We start from the raw sequence: 22,965 nt of genomic DNA, 5'->3' as shown, positions 1-22,965 counted from the left end.
CGCGTGAAATGGGAATCGACAGAGAACCTCGGCCGCACCGTCCATCGGTGGGCGGCGTGCGCGGGGTTGCATGAAGGCGGCTGCCGCGTACAGCATGCGGAATGCCTCGCCGGCGCCTTGCGCGCCGGAGTATTCAGTGTGAAGCAGGCCGATAGGCCGGATTTTGTTACGGCGACTACCCTTGCAGGCATTCGCTATGACAGCCATTCCTCTAGGCGCAGAATTACTCCTGCGCTCAAGCTCCCTACCCGCACGCTCCGCGAGCCGCCTCAACGCGTGCCTATTTGGGATTGCTCCAGGTGGAGGTTACCGCGTTTCACCGTAACTTAATACGCTCGTCTCTGTGGCCCTATTCCTCGCCTTATACTCCCCGGCTTGCGCCGGTCGGCTTTCAGCGGACGGCCATTAACCGTCACCCTGCTCTATGGAGTCCGGACCTTCCTCCCGCCGACGCATTACGCGCCAGCCAGCGACTGTCTGACCTGCTTCACCGCGCCATTGTACCGCGCCACGGCACACAGGACCAAGTTTCCGCGCTTTCCCCAACAAGCCATATCGTTTTCAGTATCGATCATGCGAAAAAAGTGATCGCAGCTGCGTTACCCGGCATACATACAAACTATTACAATATCGACAATTTTTAAAAAGGAAACTTTAATGAAACTGTTACCTCTTGCCGCACTGATCAGCACCACCCTGTTCGCCAGCTCCGCCGCCCACGCCGCCGACTGGCCGACCAGCTTTTCGAAATGCGCCGCCCAGGGCGGTACCTGCGACATCGGCACTGCCAAGCGCCAGGTGTCGTTCGGCATCAAGAACAAGTGGGTGCTCAAGTCGCTCAGCGGCAAAGTGGCCTGCACCGCCGCCACCTTCGGCAGCGATCCGTATCCGGGCGTCGACAAGAAATGCGCGGTAGGCCCGCTGGACGGCGGCACCACGCCGCCGGTTACCCCACCGGTGACGCCGCCGGTCACCCCGCCAGCCGGCACCGATCCGCTCACGCAAGCGGCGCCGGCAACCGGCTGGGCCAGCCACAGCAGCGGTACCCGCGGCGGCGCGGCGGCGACACAGAAAGAGATCTACCTGGTCAGCTCGCCGTCACAGTTGCTGGCGGCGCTCAAGGCCCAGGCCGGCAAGCCGGCACAGATCAAGGTCTACGGCACCATCGACATGACGGCCAGCGACAACGGCGGCGCTTTCAAGAGCGCCAGCGACCAGGGCGCGCGCAGCCTGATTTCGATTCCGTCGAACACCACCCTGATCGGCGTGGGCAGCGACGCGCGCATCGTCAACGGCCGCATCATGATCAAGGGCGTCGATAACGTTATCGTACGCAACCTGACCATCGCCAATCCGTGCGACATCGCGCCGAAATGGGACCCGCAGGACGGTAGCAGCGGCAACTGGAACTCCGAATACGACGGCCTGAATGTCGACAAGTCGACCCACGTCTGGATCGACCACGACACCTTCACCGATGCGCCGCGCACCGATGATCAGTTCCCGCAAGAAAACGGCAAACTCAAGCAGTGCCACGATGGCGCACTCGATGTCAAGAACGGGTCCGACTACGTGACCGTGTCGAACAATGTGTTCGAACTGCACGAGAAAAACACCCTGATCGGCTCGTCCGACAGCACCACCGCCGACGACGGCCACCTGACCGTGACCTTCCACGGCAACCGCTACAAGCAGGTGACCAGCCGCGCCCCGCGCGTGCGTTTCGGCAAAGTTCACGTGTACAACAATTACTACGAGGGCGACCGCAACGCCAAGCTGTACGCGCACCACTACAGCATCGGCGTGGGCTACAAGGCCAAGATCGTGTCGCAGAACAATGCCTTCGACATCATCGGCGCCACCGACTGCGGCGACGTGGTCGAAGCTTCGGGTTCGTCGAGCAAGACCGGCGCCATCGTCGACAGCGGTTCGCTGCTGAACGGCGCGGCGCTGGGCCTGGGCGGCGCCAGCTGCAAGTTCAGCACCGCGGTCGGCTGGACCCTGCCGTACACGCCAGCCTTGCTCGACACCGCCAAGGTGCGCGAATCGGTGCTGCGCAATGCGGGCGCCGGCAAGCTCAGCGTCAGGTAATCCAGGAACGTCCCGCATCGCGCCGCAGCCCGCCCCCGGCTGCGGCGTCGAGTGCAGCATCTGCGCGCGCCGCGCCGGCGCCGCATCAGTACATCATCACACCCTGGCCGGCACCGCGCCGCCGGCCTCTTCCAGCGGCGTCACCAGCACCCGGTCGATCCGGTGCCTGTCCATATCCACCACCTCGAAACGATAGCGTTCCCACACAAAACGGTCGGACGCGGCCGGCACATGCCCGAGTTGCTCCAGCACGAAGCCGGCCAGGGTTCGATACGCTCCGCTCGCCTCGCCCGGCAGCGCCTGATCGACCGCGAGCACCTCGCGCAGGCGCGGCAGGGGCATGGCGCCGTCGAGCAGCCAGCTGCCGTCCTCGCGCCGCACCGCGTCCGCCTCGCTCCCTTCATCGCCCGGCAGCGCGCCGATCAGGGCCGCCATCAGGTCGACCAGGGTCACCATGCCCTTGAGCTCACCATGCTCGTCGACCACCAGCGCCAGCTCGGCTTTCTGCTGGCGCAACTGTTCCAGCAAGCCGCGCGCGCTCACCGTCTGCGGCACCAGCGGCGCCGGACGCATGGCCGCGCCGGGATCGATGGCCTCGAACGCGCCATGCGCGACCGCCTGGGCGAACAGCTCGCCGGCGTCGACCACGCCCAGCACCTGCGAAGCGTCGCCGCGCACCACCGGAAAGCGGCTCAACGGGCTGGCCGCGATGCGCGCCAGGTTGGCGCCGCGCTCGCCGTCGAGGTCGATCAGCTGCAGCGCGGCGCGCGGCGTCATCAGCGCATCGAGGCGCAGATCGTCCAGGCGCAGGGCGCGCGCGGCGATGTCCGATTCGGTCTTGTCGAGCACGCCCGCGTCGGCACCCTCGCGCAGCATGCCGCTGATCTCGTCGGCGGTGGGGGCGCTGTCGGGCGCGCGCCCCATGCCCAGCACGCGCATGATCAGGTCGCTCAAGGCCGAGAGCACGTTCACGAGCGGCGCCATGGCGCGCGCGAGCGCCCGCAGCGGCGGCGCGATGAGGGCCGCCACGGCTTCCGGATACTGGATCGCGATGCGCTTGGGCACCAGCTCGCCGAGCAGGATCGACACCAGCGTCATGCCGGCCACCACCAGCGCCAGCGCCACCTGGCGCGCATGGGGTGCCAGCGGCGGCAGCGTGGCCAGGTGCGGCGCCAGGCGATCGGTCAGCGAGGCTTCGCCGAAAGCGCCATTAAAAATCGCAATCAGGGTAATGCCGACCTGCACCGTGGACAGGAAGGCGCTTGGGTCGTCGGCCAGCTGCATGGCGGTGCGCGCCCCGCCCCGGCCGTCGGCGGCCATTTTTTCGAGGCGGACGCGCTTGGCCGACACCAGCGCCAGCTCGGACATGGCGAACACGCCATTGAGCAGGATCAGGACGAGGATGATCAGCAATTCCATGGACAGCGGCGGGTGGACAAGGTCGAGCCATCCACGTTAGCCCTGCCATAAGGCCTCGGTTTGAGGCAGCACAATGTCGCGCGCGGTCCGGCGGGGATAGAAATTGTGATATTTAATGTCGTAATTTCAAAAGCTTGCCCGAATCGGCTCGCATAGAATGGCGCATACTCAACCATCCAGGCAGAGACTCCATGACGCACCCTTCCCGCAGTGGCGGCCAGATTCTGGTCGATGCCCTCAACATTCATGGCGTCGACACCGCCTTCGGGGTTCCCGGCGAAAGCTACCTCGACGTGCTCGACGCCCTGCACGACTCCGATATCCGCTTCATCATCAACCGCCAGGAAGGCGGCGCCGCGTTCATGGCCGAAGCCTACGGCAAGCTGACCGGCAAACCCGGCATCTGCTTCGTCACACGCGGCCCGGGCGCGACCAACGCCTCGATCGGCGTGCACACGGCCTACCAGGATTCGACCCCGATGATCCTGTTCATCGGCCAGGTCGGCAACGATTTCATCGACCGCGAAGCCTTCCAGGAGATCGACTACCGCCGCATGTACGGCCAGATGGCCAAGTGGGTGACCCAGATCGACCGCGCCGACCGCATTCCCGAATACATCGCGCGCGCCTTCCAGGTCGCCACCAGCGGCCGCCCCGGCCCGGTGGTGCTGGCGCTGCCGGAAGACATGCTGATCGACACCGCCAGCGTGGCCGACACCCGCCGCTACCAGCCGGTGCAGGCCTCGCCCTCCGCCGCCCAGATCGCCACCCTGCGCGAGATGCTGGCCGCCGCAACAAGCCCGGTGGTGCTGCTCGGCGGCGCCAGCTGGAACGCCCAGGCCTGCGCCGACTTGCAGACCTTCGCCGAAGCCAACGCGCTGCCGGTCGGCTGCACCTTCCGCTTCCAGGACCTGCTCGACAACGCCCACCCCAACTATATAGGCGACGTCGGCATCGGCATCAATCCGAAGCTGGCCGCGCGCGTGAAAAACGCGGATTTGGTGATTGCCATCGGCCCGCGCCTGGGCGAAATGACCACCGGCGGCTACACCCTGCTGGCCTCGCCCGTGCCAAGCCAGCGCCTGGTGCATTTCCATGCGGACGCCGAGGAACTGGGCAGCGTCTACCAGGCCGAGCTGATGATCAACAGCGGCGCCGCGCAAGCCTGCGCCATGCTGGCCGCGATGGAACCGGTCGACGCCGCCGCCTGGCGCGGCACGGTGGCCGAGGCGAAGGCCGAGCTGGCCGCCTATCAGGAACAGCCGCCGATTTTCAAGGATGGCAAATCCCCGCTCGACCTGTGGCAAGTGGTGCAGGAACTGATGGCGCAAGTTCCGCGAGATACCATCATCACGAATGGCGCCGGCAATTACGCTTCCTGGGCACACCGCTTTTATCGCTACGGCGGCATGCGCACCCAGCTGGCGCCGACCAATGGCGCGATGGGTTACAGCGTCCCGTCCGGCATCGCGGCCAAGATTGTCGATCCGTCACGCACGGTGGTGACATTTGCCGGCGATGGCGAATTCATGATGAATGGACAAGAACTGGCGACCGCGGTGCAATATAAAGCCGGCGTGATTATTATTGTTTTTAATAATGGCATGTTCGGCACCATCCGCATGCACCAGGAAAGGGATTATCCGGGCCGCGTATCGGGCACCGGATTGCATAACCCGGACTTTGGCGAACTGGCCAGGGCGTATGGCGCGCACGGCGAGGTGGTCAATGCGACAGCGGAATTTGGTCCGGCACTGGCACGCGCGCTGGAACACACGCGCGACCATGCGCTGCCGGCGGTGATCGAATTGCGTTACGACGGGAATTTGATTACCCCGAATGCGACCTTGGAAACAATTCGCAAGACGGCGCAAGCGGCCGGCAAATAACACGGCACGCACCACCGTCGTTCCCGCGAGGGAACGACGGTGGTGCCAAAACACTGGCGACGGCGGTATTGTAATTACTGGGAACTAAGCAACTGCGCCTGCGGCAGCAGTTCAAGACCAAGCTCGGCTGGCATAGGCAGCGGGCGGTCATAGGCACTCTGGGTTTGGGCAACAGGTGCCGTAAAGAAACATGCAACGGTGGCGATAAACGCCAGGCCGATGACATTGCGTATCCACATCGACCCCGCCACATGAATCGTCTCCGGCGAAATCAACAAGCTGAAATTGTCTGGGCTGTTCACACTGCCTCCTGTAATCGTTTTGTAATAATTTATACCCTTTTCAGATAAAAGCCTAGCGATTCTTACGCCGGATTGATGCATATGTAGGCCGGTCCCGACAGCCTACTTATTTGCGGCGCGTTTGAGCCAGCGCATCATGCTTCCTATTATCGGCAGCTTCTCGTAAAGCTCCTCGGCGGCATCCCAATAATCCCGGTGCGTCATTACAGCTCCGTTCGTATCGAAGCGAATCCGGGTCGCCCCGCGAATGCATTGCGGCTCCTTTGAAAAACGCTTCATCCGGAACAAAAACTCCCATGTCAAAAAGGCATCGTCACCCTGCAGCACGGTCGACGTCACCACAAAACGCGGCTGGTCGACCTGCTCGAACATATGCTGGAAGATAGCCACGATCGGCCCGACCCCGCGCACCTCGTTGAACGGGTCCTTGAACTGCGCATCGGGCGCGTAGATCTGCTCGATCCGGGCGCGCATCGACGCGCGCTCGATGCCTTCGTAGAACGCCACCAGCCGTGCCAGTTCGGGCGCGCGGTTCATAAGCCGGTCACCTTGTGGATCAGCCAGAAATACAGGCGGTACGGCAGCAGGCGCGCCAGGCGCATGCTGTTGGTGAAGCGCTTCGGAAAATGAATATGAAAGTCGCCGCGCTCGATCCCGTCCACCATCGCATAGGCGGCATCGGCGGCGCTCATCAGCGCCGGCATCTTGAAGTCGTTGCCGGCCGTGAGCGGCGTGTCGACAAAGCCCGGATTGATCTGGTACACCGAGACACCGCGCGAACGCAGGTCCAGATACAGCGACTCCGACAGGTTGATCAGCGCCGCCTTGGTCGGTCCGTACACCAGCGCCTTGGGCAGCCCGCCGTAACCGGCCACCGAGGCGACAATGCCGATCCCGCCCGCGCCCTGTTCGAGCAGGAGCGGCAGCGCCACGTCCAGGCAGTTGAAGGCGCCGCGCAGGTTCAGGTCGATCATCCGGTTGGCCGCCGCCAGGTCGATCGCGTCCGCCCGCATTTCGTTGTAGCCGCCGGCGACGATCAGCACCAGGTCGATGCCGCCCCACTCGGCCACGATGCGCTGGCAGGCCTTGTCCACGCTGGCGTGATCAAGCACGTCGAGCGCCAGCGCCAGCGCGCGCGGTTCGCCCGCCACCGTCTGTTCCAGCTTGTCGGCGCTGCGCGCGGAAAACGCCACGCGCGCGCCCAGGTCGAGCAACAGGTGCGCCGCCGCCTCGCCGATCCCGGTCGAGGCGCCGATCATCCACACGCGCTGCCCGCGCCACTCCTTGATGCGCGGGTTCATTGCGGCGCCACGAGCGCTGACGTGCGCTTGGTGAACGACAAGGTCACGCTGCCCAGGTTCACGCCGAACTTGCTCATCGCCGTGCGGTTCAACATGACCTTGTCGTCGATCAGGAACATCCAGTCGTCCATATCCATGTTGATCACCTTGCCGTCGACCGGCAGCGCCAGCACGTACTGCCAGCGCAGCGCATTGCCCGACACGGTGCCGCGCGCGGTGCCGACAACGTCCGCCGCCGTGGCGGTAAACGTGTTCGGCCCGGTGCGGGTCAGGGTCCAGATGCGCTTCTGGCGGGTACCGTCCGAGTAGACGAAATCTTCATCGAGCACGCCCGTGTCGCCATTCCACGTGCAGCGCATCTGCACCACGAAGCGCTTGATGACTTCCCCGGAGCGGTCCTGGAACATGCCGTGCGCGTCCAGCGTGCCGTTGAAGTACCGGGTGATGTCGAGCGCCGGGGTCTGCTTCGCATAGGTGTCGGGCGAGGGCGTGCCGCAGCCGGCGATGGCCAGCGCCAGCGCGCCGGCGGCAAAGATCTTGTGGAGTTTCATGGGGCTATCCTTTGGTGATCAACAGTGACGAAGCGGCGCGCGCCACAACATGGCGGCGGCCAGCAATTTGAGGGCGCACGGCAGCAGTGCGTAGGCCGCCGCCAGCGCCGCGGTACCATTACCACTGCCGCCGCCCGCGCCGGGCACGTAGCCGAGCCACGCCAGCAGCGGCAGGGCGATGCCGGCGGCCAGCGCCAGGGTCATTTGCACGCCCCAGTTCCACACGCCGAAATAGGCCGCTTCGCGCCCGCCCGCATGACCGGCGCCGGCGATCACGCCGGCCAGCAGCGCCGGCGGCAGCGCCAGGTCGGCCCCCAGCGCCAGCCCTGACAGCAGGCAGATGACGCCGAAGGCGATGCTCGCGCCCGCGCCCAGCCCGAAAGCCCAGACGAAGACGGCAGCGGCCAGCAGCATGCCGGCCGCCCATGCGCGCGCCTCGCCGAAGCGGGCGGCGGCGGCGATCCACAGCGGCATCGAGCAGGCCGCCGCGGCGAAGTAAATGATCAGGAACAGGGCCGACATGGCGCCCAGTTGCAAGCGGTCGGCGGCGAAAAACAGAAACAGCGTGGCCGGAATCGACGAGGCGATGCCGTTCACGATCAGCACCGCGAACAGGGCGCGGAACGGCGCTTGGCGAAACGGCGCGGCCATGGCGCGCCAGCCGGGCCGCGCTTCGAATGCCGCCTTGACCGGCGCACGCGGCGCGCGCACCAGCAGCAGCGCGCCGCCCACGGCCAGGGTGGCGGCGAAGGCCAGACTCAATGCGTCGTAGCCGGCCGCGCCAGTGACCGCGGCGGCCAGCACCACGCCGGCCAGGCCGCAGGCTTCGCGCACGCCGGTCACGCGCGCGCGTTCGAGCGGCGCCTGGGTGAGCGCCGCGCCCCAGCTCTGGTGCGCGATGGTGGCGATGCCAAACCCCAGGTAGACCAGCATCAGGGTGCCGAGAAACCAGGCCATGGTCGCCAGGCTGCCCAGCGCCGGCGGATGGAACAGCGCCACGAAGCCTGCCAGCAGCAGCGGCAGCGCCAGCGCCACGTAGCGCGCATAGGCGCCCTGCCCGCGCTCGATCCACCAGCCGAGCAGCGGGTCGATGAAAGCGGCGCCCACGCGCGCGGCCAGCAGCACGGCGCCGATCAGCGCCAGCGACAGGCCGGCGCGTTCGGCGTAAAACTGGGGCAGGTAAACATAGATCGGCAGCGCGACCATCGCCAGCGGCAGGCCGAACAGGCCGTACGAGAGCAGCTTCGCCAGCGACAGGCGGCTCATCGCGGCGCGGCGTCTTTGAGCAGTGCGGTGCGCAGCGCGCGCGCGCTGGTGGCGCTATCGAGCCAGATGCCGAAAAACGCGCGCGCAAAGTCCTGGTCGGGAACCAATGCCAGCGCCTTGCCATCGAGGTAAAAGCGCGCGCCCGCGCCGGGCAGGAACACGCCGCTGATATGCGTGCCTTCCTTCACATCGGGGAAGATGGTCTTCATTTTGGCCAGCCACTGGGCGCGTTGAAGCGGCGTCCCGGCGCCGATTTTTTCCATCTGCTCGGCGCTGGCCTCGGCGATCTTGACGCCATCGAGCTTGCGCGCGTAGCGCAGGTCGAGCACAAACGGCGCGGCAAAGGGAGCGTCAGGCCGGTAGCCCTGGTCGCCCACCCACAGTTCGGCGTCGTAGATCGCCAGCGAGAACCAGGTAAACGTGCCCTTGCCGGCCACCCTTGCCTGCGGCAGGTGTTCTTCGATATGGCCGGGAGCTGCGCTGGCGGACTTGACGACCATCAGCGCACAGGCGGACAGCAGGAGCTGGCGGCGCCGCATCTCAGGCTTTCGTCAGGGTGAAGTGCATGACGTCGGTGTTCTTTTCACGGAACGCGGCCTCGCAGTAGCACAGGTAAAACTCCCAGGTGCGGATGAAGCGCTCGTCGAAGCCCTGCGCGCGCACCTCGTCGATGCGCGCATGGAAGGCCTGGCGCCACGCGACCAGGGTGTCGGCGTAGTCGATCCCGAAGCGGTATGCGTTCGTCACCGTCAAGCCATGTTCGAAGGCCATGCGCTCGAAGGCCGACGGCGACGGCAGCATCCCGCCCGGGAAGATGAACTGCTGGATGAAGTCGGTGCCCTTGCGATAGCGCTCGAACAGTTCGTCGGCGATCACGATGGTCTGGATGCAGGCGCGCCCGCCCTGCTTGAGGTTGCGCGCGATGCACTCGAAGTAGCTCGGCCAGTAGCTCTCGCCCACCGCTTCGAACATCTCGATCGAGGCGATCGCATCGTACTGGCCGGCGCTGTCGCGGTAGTCGCACAGGCGCAGGTCGGTTTTATCCGATAACCCGGCCTTGTCGAGGCGCGTCCTGGCGTAGGCCAGCTGCTGCTCCGACAGGGTCAGCCCGGTCACATGGACTTCGGCGTCGCGCGCGGCCAGTTCGGCGAAGCCTCCCCAGCCGCAGCCGATTTCCAGCACCTTCTGGCCGGGCGAGACATCCAGCTGGCGCAGGATGCTGCGGTACTTGGCCTTCTGCGCCTGTTCCAGGTCGCGCCCGCTGGCCTCTGTATACAAGGCGCTCGAATAGGTCATCGACGGGTCGAGCCACAGTGTGTAGAACGCATTGCCGATGTCGTAGTGGGCGTGGATGTTCTTGCGGCTGCCGGACTTGCTGTTGCGGTTCAACAGGTGCTTGATGCGGTACGCCAGGCTGCCCCACCAGCTGCCGTAGACCAGCGTTTCGATGGCGGCGCGGTTGCGCGCCAGCAGCGCGATCAGGGCGGTCAGGTTGTTGGTCTGCCAGTCGCCCTCGATATAGGTTTCGGCAAAGCCGATGTCGCCCGAACGCAGGGCCGCGCTGAAGCAGTTCCAGTTATGCAGTTCCAGGATCACCGGAACCGACTCGTCGCCGAAGTGCCGCTGCGCGCCGTCCGGCGTGATCAAGGTCAGCGCACCGTGTTTCAGGTTTTCGAGCAGCTTGAGAATGACTTTGGCTGACGAGGGCGCGGACGTGGCCGCGCGATGGCTCGGCGCGGCCGGAACAAGCGATGGCAGGGATTGGGAGCTCATCGGGTTACCTTATGTTGGGGTGGAGTCGGTTTGGAGAAGAAGGGAACGCGCCGCAGCCACAGGCGCAGCGCCTGGAGATGGATGCGCGCCACCACGCCGGCCGTCATCAGCGGAAAACCGAAGAAGGCGCGCGCGACGCTGGCGGCGGTGATTGGCGCGGCGCTGCCGGACAAACTGGTTTGCAGCAGCGGTCCGTCAACATCAGCGTCGGCGTCGTGGTAGTCGATGCAGGCCAGCGTGCTGTCCTGCGCCTGGCCATCCTTCATGCGCACGACGTGCGTGAAGCGGAAGCGGTAGCCGCCCTGCACTTCGCAGAAGGGCGAGACGTGGAACACTTTGCGCGCGTGCAGTTCCTGGCCGTTGGCGATGTCGGCGCCGGTGTCGAGCAAATAGAAATGGCGTTCGCCGAAGGTATTGCGCACGTCGCACACCAGCGCGCGCAGGGCGCCGTCGCGCCGGTGGCAAAACCAGAACGAGACCGGGTTGAACACGAAGCCGAGCACGCGCGGCATGGTTTGCAGCCAGACTTCGCCATCGGCATCAAGAATGCCTTCCTGGCGCAGCAGGCCGTCGATCCAGTCGACCAGCGGCTGCTTGCCGTCGCCATGGTCGGCGTCGGCGAACGACAGCAGGTTGAAGCGGTTGCGCGAAAACAGCGCGCAGCCGAAGCCTTGCGCCGCCATCGCGCGCAGCGGCAGGCGCACATAATAGGTGGCGTAGGCGAAGGCGTTGAGCACGGGCCGCAGGCGCGTGTGGCGCACCTGGCCGAAGCACAGCTGCGCGCGCGGCGCGGGCGCCGGGTCAGGCCGCCGCATCGCGCGTGCCCTGCATCAGGCGGGTCAGGGCGGCGGCGGCGGCCAGGCCCGACTTGAGGCCATCTTCATGGAAGCCGTAGCCGGTCCAGGCACCGGCGAACCAGGTGTTCTGCTGCCCCTGGAAGAGCGCCAGGCGCCCTTGTGCGGCCACGGCGGCATCGTCGAACACCGGGTGCGCGTACGCGAACGATTGCAGCACGCGTGCGCGATTCGGTTCGTCGATCGGGTTGAGCGAGACGATCAGCGGCGTTTTGAAGGGCAGCGGCTGCAGCTCATTGAGCAGGTAGTGCACACACACCTGCGGCGTGGCCGACGCCGTGCTCTGGTAATTCCAGGCCGACCAGGCCTTGCGGCTGCGCGGCAGGCAGCTGGCGTCGGTGTGCAGCACGGCGCGGTTGGGCTGGTAGCGCACCGCCGCCAGCACCGAACGCTCGTCTTCGCGCGCGTCTTTCAGCAGCGCCAGCGACTGGTCGCTGTGGCAGGCCATGACGACGTGGTCGAACTGTTCGGTGTCCTGGGCGGTATCGACCCGCACCGAACGCGCGCCGCCGGCCGGATTGCGCGTGACGGACGTCACCGGCGTGCCGAGGCGGCGCCGGGGAATCGCGGCCAGCAGTTTGTCGACATAGTTGCGCGAGCCGCCGCGCACGGTGTGCCACTGCGGCCGGTCGCTCACCTGCAGCAGGCCGTGGTTGTGGCAGAAGCGAATGAAGGTGGCCACCGGGAAGGCCAGCATCTGGCTTGACGGACAGGACCAGATGCAGGCGGCCATCGGCAGCAGGTACCAGGCGCGGAACTGCTCGCTGTAGTTGTGCTGGTCGAGGAATTCACCAAGCGAGATGGCCGGCATGCGGTTGGCCGTGGCCAGGCTGCTGGCGTGCCGGTTGAAGCGCAGGATGTCGCGCACCATGCGCAGGAAGCGCGGGCGCAGCAGGTTGCCGCGCTGGGCGAACAGGGTGTCGAGATTGCTGCCGGCCCATTCCAGCACGCGCGCGCCGGCTTGCTGCCCGAGCGGCAGCTTGACCGAGAACGACATGTCGCTCGGCGCCGTTTCCACGCCAAGCTCGGCGAACAGGGCGATCAGATTGGGATAGGTGCGCTCGTTGAACACCAAAAAACCGGTGTCCACGCCGTGCGTGACGCCGTCCAGGGTGACGTCGACGGTATTGCTGTGGCCGCCGAAGTAAGCGCCCGCCTCGTACAGGGTCACGTCCGCCCCGCCATGGACAAGCCGGTAGGCACACGACAAACCGGAAATCCCCGCCCCAATCACTGCAATCTTCATCACATCCACCTGTTTTCCTTGTTTTGTCTAGGACAAACTCCCCATCTGACGGATAATCCGTGAAATAATGAAATCTGTCAACGCTTTGTCCATGACAAAACGCGGCAACATGGATATATACGTGACGGGTAGGAAATTGGATTCAAGAAACGCGATTTAATACTGAGCAGAAAAATCCACAGGCATGGCATCATGTCGCGCTGGAAGCGGACCGTGAAAACAAGCTGATATAAACAGTAGTTTTATGCGCATGATTTCAACTTACAATCAGGATGATGTCCTGAACAAACCATGAATGCGACAATGAGCGAAGTACCGACCACTGCCGTCTTCAGCAGCATCAGCGACGTTGAACGGGAGACCGGCGTCCCCAAGGAAACCCTGCGCGTGTGGGAACGGCGCTACAACTTTCCGCAGCCCGAGCGCGACGCCAACGGCGAGCGCCAGTATCCGCTCGACCAGGTGGCGCGCCTGCGCGTGGTCAAGCGCCTGCTCGACATGGGCTACCGGCCCGGCAAGATCATGCAGCTGAGTACGGAGGAGCTGAGCAACATGGCCAGCAAGTCCGGCACCGGCTCGATCGCCGGCGACGCCGACGATCCGGTGCTGCGCCAGTGCCTGGCCATGATCAAGGCGCACCAGATGCACGAGCTGCGCCAGAAAATGGCGCAGTCGCTGCTGCAACTGGGCCTGCGCCGCTTCGTGCTGGAACTGGTGGCGCCCCTGACCACGCTGGTCGGCGAAACCTGGGCCGCCGGCGGCCTGGCCATCTTCGAAGAACACCTGTTCGCCGAAATGCTGCAAAGCGTGATGAGAAATGCGATCTTTTCGGCCAACCAGCAGGTCGGCCATGCCGACGCCGTCCCGCGCATCCTGCTCACCACCGTGCCCCAGGAGCGCCACGGCCTGGGCCTGCTGATGGCCGAGGCGCTGTTCGCGCTGGAAGGCGCGCACTGCGTCTCGCTCGGCGTGCAGACGCCGCTCACCGACATCGTCGAAGCGGCGCGCGTGCAGCACGCCGACATCGTGGCGCTGTCGTTTTCGAGCGTGATGTCGCCGCGCGCGGCAATCGACAATGTGATCGAGCTGCAAAGCCGGCTGGGCGAGCGTGTGCAGGTCTGGGCCGGCGGCAGTTGCGCGGCGCTGGCGCGGCGCCAGCTCGGGCCCAACCGGGTGCTCGACCTGCACGATATCGACACGGCGGTGGCGCGCTGGCGGGTACAGAATACGGCCCTTGCCAGTTAAGTAAGTGCTTGGTACAGCGCAGCGGCCAGCCTGGCGGGGGAAACCCCGCCCTGCTCTGGTAAAATACGCGGCATCGATTTCGTCGTGCCCGGCGCCGCCGGGCATCAGCATGCTGCGCCCTCCACCACATTCCCATGTTTAGTTTTTTTAAGAAAAAACCGCCCGCTCCCGATCTTCCGCCGCCAACGCCGCCCGCAGCTCCCCCTCCGCCCGCCCCGGCCGTGCCAGTCACGCCGGTAGCCGTGGCCGCCGTCGTTGGCGCAGCCCTTGCCGAGTCGCCGCCAGCGCCGTCGCGCCGCTACGGCAGCACCTCGACCTTCGTGGCGCCGGCCGTGCCGGCCTTCGGTAGCGAACTGATTCCCGAAACCGCCGAACGCCTCGGCAGCGAGGCCGACAGCAAGAGTTCCTGGATGGCGCGCCTGAAAGCCGGCCTGTCGAAGACGTCGAGCAACCTGAGCCTGCTGTTCGTGGGCGCGCGCATCGACGAAGACCTGTACGAGGAGCTCGAAGCGGCGCTGCTGATGTCCGACGCCGGCATGGACGCCACCGATTACCTGCTCACCGAGCTGCGCCGCAAGGTCAAGGAAGACAAGCTGCTTGATGCCGCCGCCGTGAAAGCCGCGCTCAAGGTGCTCATGACCGACATGCTGCGTCCGCTGGTCAAGCCGCTCGAACTGGGCCGCCACCAACCGCTGGTGATGATGATCGCGGGCGTGAACGGCGCCGGCAAGACCACCACCATCGGCAAGCTTGCCAAGCACATGCAGAAGTACGAGCAATCGGTGCTGCTGGCCGCCGGCGACACCTTCCGCGCCGCCGCGCGCGAGCAGTTGATGGTCTGGGGCCAGCGCAACAACGTCACCGTGATCGCCCAGGAGTCGGGCGACCCGGCCGCCGTGGCCTTCGACGCCGTGCAATCGGGCAAGGCGCGCAAGATGGACGTGGTCATGGTCGACACGGCCGGGCGCCTGCCGACCCAGCTGCACCTGATGGAAGAACTGAAAAAGATCAAGCGCGTGATCGGCAAGGGCATGGAGGGCGCCCCGCACGAAGTGCTGCTGGTCATCGACGGCAACACCGGCCAGAACGCGCTGGCCCAGGTCAAGGCCTTCGACGACGCCCTGCAGCTGACCGGCCTGGTCATCACCAAGCTGGACGGCACCGCCAAGGGTGGCGTGCTGGCCGCGATTGCCCGCACCCGCCCGATTCCGGTGTACTTCATCGGGGTCGGCGAGAAAATCGAAGACCTGCAACCGTTCAGCGCCGACGAATTCGTCGAGGCGCTGCTGGGATAAGCTTTCATGATCGAATTTAGGTGTGTCTCCAAAACGTACTCGGCCGACGCCATCGCCCTGCGCGAAGTGACCCTGAACATCGCCCGCGGCGAGCTGGTCTACCTGGCCGGCCCCTCCGGCGCCGGCAAGTCGACCCTGCTCAAAATGATCGCCGCCATGGAACGCCCCACCTCGGGCAGCGTGCTGGTCAACGACCAGGATATCGGGCGCATGAACAAGGCCGGCCTGCCCTACCTGCGGCGTAACCTCGGCCTGATTTTCCAGCAGCAGCGCCTGCTGACCGACCGTTCGATCCTGGCCAACACCATGCTGCCGCTGCTGGTGACCGGCGCCTCCAGGGCCGAGGCCGAACTGCGCGCGCGCGCCGCGCTCGACAAGGTCGGGCTGGAAGGACGCGCCCTGTCCAAGCCGCTCGAACTGTCGGGCGGCGAACAGCAGCGCGTGGCCATCGCGCGCGCCATCGTCAACCGGCCGCAGATCATCCTGGCCGACGAACCGACCGCCAACCTGGACCGCGCCAGCGCCGACAAGGTGCTCGACGCCCTGCGCGCCTTTCACTCGGTGGGCGTGACCTGCCTGATCGCCACCCATGACGAACTGGTGCTGTACGACGCCGCGCGCCACAAGCACGCGCGCGTGATCCGGCTCGACCACGGCACGGTGGTGGGAGACGCCACATGAAGCGCTGGTTCCGCCAACACAGTTTCGCGATCGGCTCGGCGCTCGGCACCCTGGGCAAGTCGCCGCTCAGTTTCCTGTTCAATGTGATCGTGGTGGCCATCGCGCTGACCCTGCCGTTCGCCGGCCTGACCCTGCTCGACAATGTGCGCCCGATGTCCGAGCAGCTCTCGGTCGAGCCCGAAATCAGCCTGTTCGTCAAGGCCGGTACCACGCGCGAGCAGGCGCTGGCCATGGAACCGGCGATCCGCGCCATCCTGGCCGATCCCAAGTCGCGCATCGTGTTCGTGCCGCGCGAACAGGCGCTCGAAAGCCTCAACAGCAAGACCGGGCTGACCGACGTGCTGGCCACCCTGGGCGAAAATCCGCTGCCGGACGGCTATGTGCTCAAACTCGACAGTTTCAGGAGCGTCAACGAAGCCGGCAGCGTGGACGCCATCGCCGCGCGCCTGCGCACCCTGCCCGGGGTGGACGCGGTGCAGGTCGATTCGGCCTGGGTCAAGCGCCTGGCCGCGCTGCTGCGCGTGCTGCGCCTGATCCTGCTGCTGCTGGCCGTCACGCTCGGCATGGTGGTGGTGGCGGTGGTGTTCAATACGATCCGCCTGCAGGTGCTGACCCAGCGCGACGAAATCGCCGTCAGCAAACTCATCGGTGCGACCGACGGCTTTATCCACCGTCCCTTCTATTACACCGGCGGCTTGCTCGGCTTGTGCGCCGGCGCCGTGGCGCTCGGCGCGGTGACCTTGTCGCTGCAGCCGCTCAATCTCGCCATCGGCGACTTCGCGCGCCTGTACGGCTCGTCGTTCCAGCTGGCGCCGCTGGGTCCCGTCTTCATGGGGCTGCTGCTGGCGGTCAGCGCCACGCTCGGCCTGGCCGGCGCGGTTTTGTCGGTGCGCAGGCACCTGGCGCGCCTGCGCTAGGACGAAAAAATGGCCGCTTGCGCGGCCATCAAGACAATCGAAGGGGCCGCACCGTGCGGCCCCTTTTGCATGGCGCTTACATCAGGAAGCCGGAACCGTCGGCCAGGTTGATCGGATAGGTCAGGTACTGGCCGTCGCCGAAGCTGCTGCTGCCGATGATGTTCAAGGCCGGGACCTGGGCCACGTTGGCCAGGGTGCCGGCCGCGTACTGCTGCGCCAGGTCGCCGCCGATGGCCATGTTGCCGCTCGCCTTGATCCAGGCGCCGGCCAGCTCGGGCGCCAGGCTCCAGCTGGCCAGCGCCGGATCGGCCAGCAGCGCCAGCTCGAACTTGCCGGCCAGCGCATCGAAGTTGAACTGCTGGACTTTCTGGCTGTGCATGGCCAGCGGCGACGCGGCCAGGAAGTCGACGCTACCGTCGATGAACATCTGCAACTTGCCCACGCTGTGGTAGCTGCCCGCGCCGAACCAGTTCTTCAGGCTGATCTGCTCGCCGGCGCCGGTACCGAACACCAGGTCGCTGCCCACTTTCTTGAACGTCAGGTCGGCGTAGGTAATGCCGCGTCCCAGCGAAATCACATTGTCCGCCACGCTGCCGGGAGTGACCGTATCGCTGCCGTCGCCGCGGTTGAAGGCGATGATGTCGATCCCGCTGCCGGTCGTGATGATGTCGTTGCCGGCGCCGCCGATGTACAGCTCGTTACTCGTACCGCCGCTGAGCGTGTCGACGCCGCTGCCGCCGTCGAACAGGTTCTTGCCCATAGTATCGACCAGGCTGTCGTTGCCGGCGCCGCCCTGCAACAGGTCGTTGCCGCCGTTGCCATTGAGGAAGTTATTCCCGCTATTGCCGTACAAGACGTTGTCAGTGCCGTTGCCGTAGCCGGCCAGCGAGCCCACCCCGCCCAGTACCAGCACCTCGGCATTGGCGGGCAGGGTGTAGCCGACCGAGGCTACCACGGTGTCGCGCCCCTGGGCCGCCAGTTCGACCACCTGGTCGCCCGCCGCATCGACCAGGTAGCGGTCGTCGCCGATGCCGCCGGCCATGCGGTCGGCGCCCAGGCCGCCGTCGAGCACGTCGTTGCCGGCCTGGCCGTTGAGCCGGTCATTGCCGGCCTGGCCCAACAAGGTGTCACCCGCCGACAAGCCATCGAGCACATCGGCGCCGGCGCTGCCGCTCAGGTTGCGCGCCGCATCGGCTGCGACGTTGAGCTTGAAGCCGATGGCGCCGTTGAAGCCGCCGCTATCGGTCGCGCCCAGCGCCAGCGACAAGGTTGCCGCGGCGCCCGCCAGGGGCGTGCCGGACAGGGTACGGGTGAGCGGATCGAAGCTCAGCCAGGATGGCAAGGCGGCGCCGCCCGACTGGGTCAGGCGGTAGGTGACGGCATCGCCATCGGGGTCGACCAGGGTCCTGGCCGGCAGCGCGAAGGAAAACGGCGTGTCGCGCGCGGCGTTGAGCGTCCCGGGCGCCTCGGTCGGCACCGGGGCCCGGTTGGCATTCTTGACGACGATGTCGATGTTGCTCGATACCGTCAGGCCACCCTGGTCGGTGGCCGTCGCCACCAGCTGGTAATTGCCGGCACGGTCGTAATCGGTCACGGCCTTCAGGGTTTCCTTGCCGTCGAACCAGAGCCACGAGGGCAATGCGCTGCCGTCCGCCATGCGCACCTTGATGCTCAGGGTGTCGCCGATGTCGGCGTCGGCAAAGGTCGGCGTGCGCACGCTGAACCCGCTGTTTTCGTAGGTGGTGATGGTCTTGACAGGCAGCGCGACGGTCGGTGCGCTGTTGGCGGCGCCCACGGCCAGGATGAAGTCATCCGTGACGTGCAGCCCGACCAGGTCTTTCGCGGTCACGCGCAGCGGGATGTTGGCCTGCAAGCCCTGCGGGACCGTGCCCTCCAGGGTGGCGCTGGCCGGGTCGAAGCGCAGCCAGGCGGGCAACGGCAAGCCGTCGCTTTGCGCCATCATCAGGTTCAGCACGTCGCCCGCGTCGGGATCGGTGAACATGCCCGCTGGCAGGGTCAGCTTGAAATGCTGGCCCCCCAGCGCCGCCTGGTCGGGCAGCGGCAGTGCCAGCACGGGCGCCTGGTTGAAGTAATCGCCGACGAAGCCGGTGCTGCCATCGGCAAAGTAGATGCGCTTGATGGCGCTCTCCGTGCCCGGCTCGCCGCCAGTGGTGAGCACGATCATGTCGCCCATATTGCCATAGGCGAGTTCGAGATGGGAGCCGTTCGGCGTCACGCGCAGGTCGGCCGGCTTGATATCGGCGCCGAAGCGCAGGGTGTTGCCTTCGCCGCTGGTCTCGCGCATGTCGATCAGCATGTCGCGCCCGTCGCCCAGGTTGAATACATAGGCATCGGAGCCGTTGCCGCCGGACAAGTTGTCGTCGCCGCGCCCGCCGATCAGGGTGTCGTCGCCGCCCTGGCCAAGCAGGGTGTCGTCGCCGCCCCTGGCGTCGATCACATCGTTGCCCTCGGTGCCGGCGATGCTCTCGTTCATCTCGGTGCCCAGGTTGGCGCGCTGGGAAATGGCCGCCGCGTCCCACTTGCTGCCGTCGGCAAAGCGGATTTCCTTGAGCTGCATATTGGTGGCGTACGCCGGGTCGTTGAAGATGTAGCCCTGGACCGTGATTTCCTGGCCCGGCGCGCCGTCGACCGTCAGCAGCAGGTCGTCGAAACTGCCGCGGTTGACGCGCTGCACATGCACTTCCTCGGGAAGGATGCCGGCGCTAAAGACGATGGTCTGGTAGCGCAGCTCCGGCATCTTCAGATTGTTGAAAATGATGTCGCGCCCGTCGCCGCGCGCGAACACATAGGTGTTGTTGCCGACATTGTCGTCCAGGTAGTCCTCGCCCTGGCCGCCGTTGAGAGTATCGTCGCCCTCGCCGCCGAGCAGCGCATCGACCCCGGACCCGCCCAGCAGCAGGTCGTTACCCTGCAAGCCATGCAGCACGTCGTTGCCGCCGCGGCCGTCGATGCGGTCGTTGCCGATGGTGCCACGCAGGTCGTTATGCTCGTCGTTACCGGTCAGCAGCAGGTTGTCGATGAGCGCTTTGTCCCAGCGGGTGCCGTCGGCGAACTGCAGCGCGATGGCCGGCCCTTGCATCTCCATCGGCGGAAAATACGCGGCCACCCGCAGGCTGGCGCCGGGGCCGCCCACGCCGATCAGCAATTCGGGGCCCTGGCCGTTATCGCTGCGGGTGAGGACGATATCGGCCGCGCCGATGCCCGCTTCCAGCAGCACCGTGGTCACGCCGCTGCCGCCGTACCCGGGCAGCAGCAAGTCATGCCCGGAGGCGCGCCCGAACAGCAAGGTGGCGCGGCCCTCGCCGATCAGGAAGCGGTCGTCGCCGGCGCCGCCGTCGGCGACATCGTTGCCGTGGTAGACATCGAGCATGTCGTTGCCGTCGCCGCCGATCAGCAGGTCGTCGCCGTTCTGGCCGGCCAGGGTATCGTCGCCGCCGCCGCCGCGCAGGATGTCGCTGTCATAGCCGCCATTGAGGAAATCGGCGCCGTCGGTGCCGTTGACCGTGTTGACCGGCATCCCGCCGTAGACCCGCATGTCGATCGCCGACTTGCTCATCACGCTGCCGTCGGCGAAGTGGATGCTCACCGTGCGCGGCGCGATGAAATAATCCTTGACGGTCAGGCGCTCGCCGCTCAGCGGCAGTTCCAGCACCAGGTCCGGGCTGTCCGGGAGCGGGCGCAGCACCGTCAGGGTACCGGCCTGGACCCCGGCCGCCATGTCGATCAGCAAACTGTCGCCCTGGCCGTACTTGGGCGCGGCGATGCTGTCCTGGCCGCTGCCGTAGCCGAAACGGTAGGTGTCGAAGCCGCCTTCGCCGTCGAGCAGGTCGTTGCCGCTGCCGCCATCGAGAAAATCGTTGCCGAAGCCGCCGACCAGGCTGTCGTCGCCGCTGCCGCCGGCCAGCACATCGTCCATCTGGGAACCGATCAGGGTATCGTTGCCGCTGCCGCCGATCAGCACGGACGGGCCGGAGCCGGAGAGCATGTCGTTGCCGCCGGCGCCGTCGAGGAAGGGGCCGTACAGATAATTATCCTGGTCGTCGAGCACGGTCAACGGCCTGCCGCCGAGCTTGACCTGGCTCTGGATTGCCTGCATGTCCCAGCGGGTACCGTCGGCGAAGCCGATTTCGCTGAGCGGGTAGGCCCACGCCATGGCGCCGTTGTAGCCGACCCCCGGCATGAAAAACCCGTGCACCGTCAGGCTGTCGGTGGTGCCGGCGATGCCGAGCACCAGGTCGTCGTTGTAACGCTCCAGGCGCAGATCGGCCGGGGCCAGGTCATCGCCCAGTTGCAGCAGGTTCATGCCGGCATCGCTCACGCCGCCGCGCACGACGACGTCCTGTCCGCCGCCGCGCCCCCAGCGGTAAGTGTTGGCGCCGAAGGAGCCATCGAGGATATCGTTGCCGGCGCCGCCGTCAAGGGTATCGTTGCCATCGCCGCCGTACAGGAAATCGTCACCGCCCTTTCCGTTCATCACTTCCGCCGCTGAGCCGCCATTCAGATAGTTGTTATTGTCGTCGCCGTCGATGATGATGGGAGTCATGATGTCTTTCAAAACTGTTGAGATGTCATTGTTTTAAAGAAATTCTTTCGCCATGTCAATACATCTTCTTACATTTACATGTCTCCGTCGCGGGTACGCAACTGCGCCGCCGGCGCGCCCAGCGTGTGTGAGCGTACAGAGCCCCGCACCGTACCGGGCGATACTGGCGGCGGCTGTCGACGCGCGTTGGCGCAAACAAATGGCGATGCGCCGCAGCGCTTCCTTGATCCGTATCAAGGCGTGAATGCACTCCTCGACTAGAGTGAAACTTGCCAATTTATGGTTGCCTGCAAGCAATAAGATTTCGCTATCGCGGCCATACATTCTGCACATTGGCACTCCTAAGCAGAGAGTGCTAATATAGGGACTTGCATGGCGGGGAAGACCCGAAGCCACCGCTGGCATCAGACCGCAACAGTCGCCCCGGACCGGACTCCGGCCCGGGCATTCGATGATGCAGCACAGAACTCTACGAGGAAATACATGATGACGTTGTCCGCACAATCCGCATTGGTTCCGACCGGCAATCGTGCTTTAGGACTCGGTTTCACCGGCAACCTGGGCAATATCGACGCCTATATCTCGGCGGTGAACCGCCTGCCGATGCTGACCCACGAAGAAGAGATTTCCCTGGCCCAGCGCCTGCAAAAGAACAACGACCTCGGCGCCGCGCAGGAGCTGGTGCTGTCGCACCTGCGCCTGGTGGTGTCGATCGCGCGCGGCTACCTCGGCTATGGCCTGCCGCACGCCGACCTGATCCAGGAAGGCAATATCGGCCTGATGAAAGCGGTCAAGCGTTTCGACCCGGACCAGGGCGTGCGCCTGGTGTCGTACGCGATGCACTGGATCAAGGCCGAAATGCACGAGTACATCCTGAAGAACTGGCGCCTGGTCAAGGTCGCCACGACCAAGGCGCAGCGCAAGCTGTTCTTCAACCTGCGCAGCAACAAGCAGGGCCTGGACGCGATGAGCCCGACCCAGATCGATGCGCTGGCCAAGCTGCTCGACGTCAAGCGCGAAGAAGTGATCGAGATGGAAACGCGCCTGTCCGGCCGCGACATCGCGCTCGAAGCGCCGACCGACGACGAAGACGACAAATTCTCGCCGATCGCCTACCTGTCGTCGGACCTGTCCGAGCCGACCAAGGTGCTCGAAGCCGAACAGGTCACGCGCCTGCAGTCCGAAGGCCTGGAAACCGCGCTGGGCAAGCTTGACGCCCGTTCGCGCCGCATCGTCGAAGCGCGCTGGCTGGCCAACGACGACGGCTCGGGAGCGACCTTGCACGCCCTGGCCGACGAATTCGGCGTCTCGGCCGAGCGCATCCGCCAGATCGAAAGCGCCGCGCTGAAAAAGATGAAAGGTGCACTTTCAGCATTTATCTGAGAGTAGCGCACGTCCGGCGCCCCGCGCCGATGCCGCCTGGTGTAGACTAGGCGGCATTTTTTTTGTCGGTACAATTCGTCAAGCTTGTACAAGTCAATACACTTGATTACATATTTATAATTCGACTTTGACGTATCATGCATACCGTGCCGGTATCCGGGCGCGGCAATCATGGGGCCCCGAGCTGC

18 protein-coding genes and 1 other RNA gene are annotated in these 22,965 nt (G+C 65.6%); 7 read left to right on the top strand and 12 right to left on the bottom strand.

From position 1 onward, the window contains the following. Positions 1-136: 136 nt before the first annotated feature. Positions 137-489, bottom strand: an RNA gene (gene rnpB, locus F2P45_RS03510) — RNase P RNA component class A. A 168-nt stretch (positions 490-657) separates the two neighbouring features. Here rnpB and F2P45_RS03505 point away from each other — a divergent pair. Continuing rightward, on the top strand, positions 658-2,091 hold the full coding sequence (locus F2P45_RS03505; RefSeq protein ID WP_166870583.1) for a pectate lyase family protein: 1,434 nt from the start codon (positions 658-660) through the stop codon (positions 2,089-2,091). Between the two features lie 96 nt (positions 2,092-2,187). Here the strand turns inward: F2P45_RS03505 and F2P45_RS03500 are convergent, their stop codons facing one another. Beyond that, positions 2,188-3,510 carry a hemolysin family protein gene (locus tag F2P45_RS03500; RefSeq protein WP_166870582.1) on the bottom strand — a complete coding sequence of 441 codons (1,323 nt, stop codon included), beginning with the start codon at positions 3,508-3,510 and terminating at the stop codon, positions 2,188-2,190. 191 nt (positions 3,511-3,701) lie between these two features. On the opposite strand from F2P45_RS03500, the gene F2P45_RS03495 reads away from it, so the two are divergent. Continuing rightward, entirely contained in the window at positions 3,702-5,399 is a 1,698-nt protein-coding gene (locus F2P45_RS03495) for a thiamine pyrophosphate-binding protein (protein ID WP_166870579.1), read from the top strand. Between the two features lie 74 nt (positions 5,400-5,473). Here the strand turns inward: F2P45_RS03495 and F2P45_RS03490 are convergent, their stop codons facing one another. From F2P45_RS03490 to F2P45_RS03450, 9 genes are all read right to left on the bottom strand, one after another. Next, entirely contained in the window at positions 5,474-5,701 is a 228-nt protein-coding gene (locus F2P45_RS03490; protein WP_166870577.1) for a hypothetical protein, read from the bottom strand. Between the two features lie 102 nt (positions 5,702-5,803). After that, the gene (locus F2P45_RS03485) at positions 5,804-6,238 is read right to left on the bottom strand and encodes a nuclear transport factor 2 family protein (protein ID WP_166870575.1); all 435 of its coding nucleotides are present in this window, start codon (positions 6,236-6,238) and stop codon (positions 5,804-5,806) included. Then, complete coding sequence (locus F2P45_RS03480; RefSeq protein WP_166870573.1) at positions 6,235-7,002, bottom strand: SDR family NAD(P)-dependent oxidoreductase; 768 nt, start codon at positions 7,000-7,002, stop codon at positions 6,235-6,237. The genes F2P45_RS03485 and F2P45_RS03480 overlap by 4 nt, the downstream gene beginning before the upstream one ends. After that, positions 6,999-7,553 (bottom strand): DUF3833 domain-containing protein, encoded by a 555-nt coding sequence (locus tag F2P45_RS03475; protein WP_166870571.1) that lies wholly within the window; start codon positions 7,551-7,553, stop codon positions 6,999-7,001. Before F2P45_RS03475 ends, F2P45_RS03480 begins: the two co-directional genes overlap by 4 nt. A gap of 18 nt (positions 7,554-7,571) precedes the next feature. After that, complete coding sequence (locus tag F2P45_RS03470; RefSeq protein ID WP_166870569.1) at positions 7,572-8,819, bottom strand: MFS transporter; 1,248 nt, start codon at positions 8,817-8,819, stop codon at positions 7,572-7,574. Then, complete coding sequence (locus F2P45_RS03465; protein WP_166870567.1) at positions 8,816-9,358, bottom strand: chalcone isomerase family protein; 543 nt, start codon at positions 9,356-9,358, stop codon at positions 8,816-8,818. The genes F2P45_RS03470 and F2P45_RS03465 overlap by 4 nt, the downstream gene beginning before the upstream one ends. 1 nt (position 9,359) lies before the next feature. Beyond that, the gene (locus F2P45_RS03460; RefSeq protein ID WP_166870565.1) at positions 9,360-10,592 is read right to left on the bottom strand and encodes an SAM-dependent methyltransferase; all 1,233 of its coding nucleotides are present in this window, start codon (positions 10,590-10,592) and stop codon (positions 9,360-9,362) included. Beyond that, on the bottom strand, positions 10,589-11,407 hold the full coding sequence (locus tag F2P45_RS03455) for a DUF1365 domain-containing protein (protein WP_166870563.1): 819 nt from the start codon (positions 11,405-11,407) through the stop codon (positions 10,589-10,591). Before F2P45_RS03455 ends, F2P45_RS03460 begins: the two co-directional genes overlap by 4 nt. Beyond that, positions 11,394-12,692 (bottom strand): NAD(P)/FAD-dependent oxidoreductase, encoded by a 1,299-nt coding sequence (locus F2P45_RS03450; protein WP_166870561.1) that lies wholly within the window; start codon positions 12,690-12,692, stop codon positions 11,394-11,396. The genes F2P45_RS03455 and F2P45_RS03450 overlap by 14 nt, the downstream gene beginning before the upstream one ends. A gap of 291 nt (positions 12,693-12,983) precedes the next feature. Between F2P45_RS03450 and F2P45_RS03445 the strand changes: the two genes are divergently transcribed. The 4 genes from F2P45_RS03445 to ftsX all read left to right on the top strand — a co-directional run bounded on the left by F2P45_RS03445 (position 12,984) and on the right by ftsX (position 16,830). Beyond that, positions 12,984-13,937, top strand: coding sequence for a MerR family transcriptional regulator (locus tag F2P45_RS03445; RefSeq protein WP_229504899.1), 954 nt, complete (start codon positions 12,984-12,986; stop codon positions 13,935-13,937). A gap of 134 nt (positions 13,938-14,071) precedes the next feature. Next, the gene (gene ftsY, locus F2P45_RS03440) at positions 14,072-15,232 is read left to right on the top strand and encodes a signal recognition particle-docking protein FtsY (RefSeq protein WP_166870559.1); all 1,161 of its coding nucleotides are present in this window, start codon (positions 14,072-14,074) and stop codon (positions 15,230-15,232) included. A gap of 6 nt (positions 15,233-15,238) precedes the next feature. After that, positions 15,239-15,913, top strand: coding sequence for a cell division ATP-binding protein FtsE (locus tag F2P45_RS03435; protein ID WP_166870557.1), 675 nt, complete (start codon positions 15,239-15,241; stop codon positions 15,911-15,913). Continuing rightward, a complete protein-coding gene (gene ftsX, locus F2P45_RS03430; protein ID WP_166870555.1) occupies positions 15,910-16,830 on the top strand; it encodes a permease-like cell division protein FtsX in 921 nt (306 codons plus the stop codon). Before F2P45_RS03435 ends, ftsX begins: the two co-directional genes overlap by 4 nt. A 76-nt stretch (positions 16,831-16,906) precedes the next feature. Here ftsX and F2P45_RS03425 read toward each other — a convergent pair whose 3' ends face one another. Next, positions 16,907-21,394 carry a putative Ig domain-containing protein gene (locus tag F2P45_RS03425; RefSeq protein ID WP_166870553.1) on the bottom strand — a complete coding sequence of 1,496 codons (4,488 nt, stop codon included), beginning with the start codon at positions 21,392-21,394 and terminating at the stop codon, positions 16,907-16,909. 483 nt (positions 21,395-21,877) lie between these two features. On the opposite strand from F2P45_RS03425, the gene rpoH reads away from it, so the two are divergent. Then, on the top strand, positions 21,878-22,777 hold the full coding sequence (gene rpoH, locus F2P45_RS03420) for an RNA polymerase sigma factor RpoH (RefSeq protein WP_166870551.1): 900 nt from the start codon (positions 21,878-21,880) through the stop codon (positions 22,775-22,777). Positions 22,778-22,965 lie beyond the last annotated feature (188 nt).

Source organism: Massilia mucilaginosa (assembly GCF_011682145.1).
In the GTDB taxonomy this organism is placed as follows: domain Bacteria; phylum Pseudomonadota; class Gammaproteobacteria; order Burkholderiales; family Burkholderiaceae_D; genus Telluria_A; species Telluria_A mucilaginosa.
The sequence above is the reverse complement of the archived record's forward strand: the minus strand, read 5'-3'. Positions and strand labels throughout refer to the sequence as shown.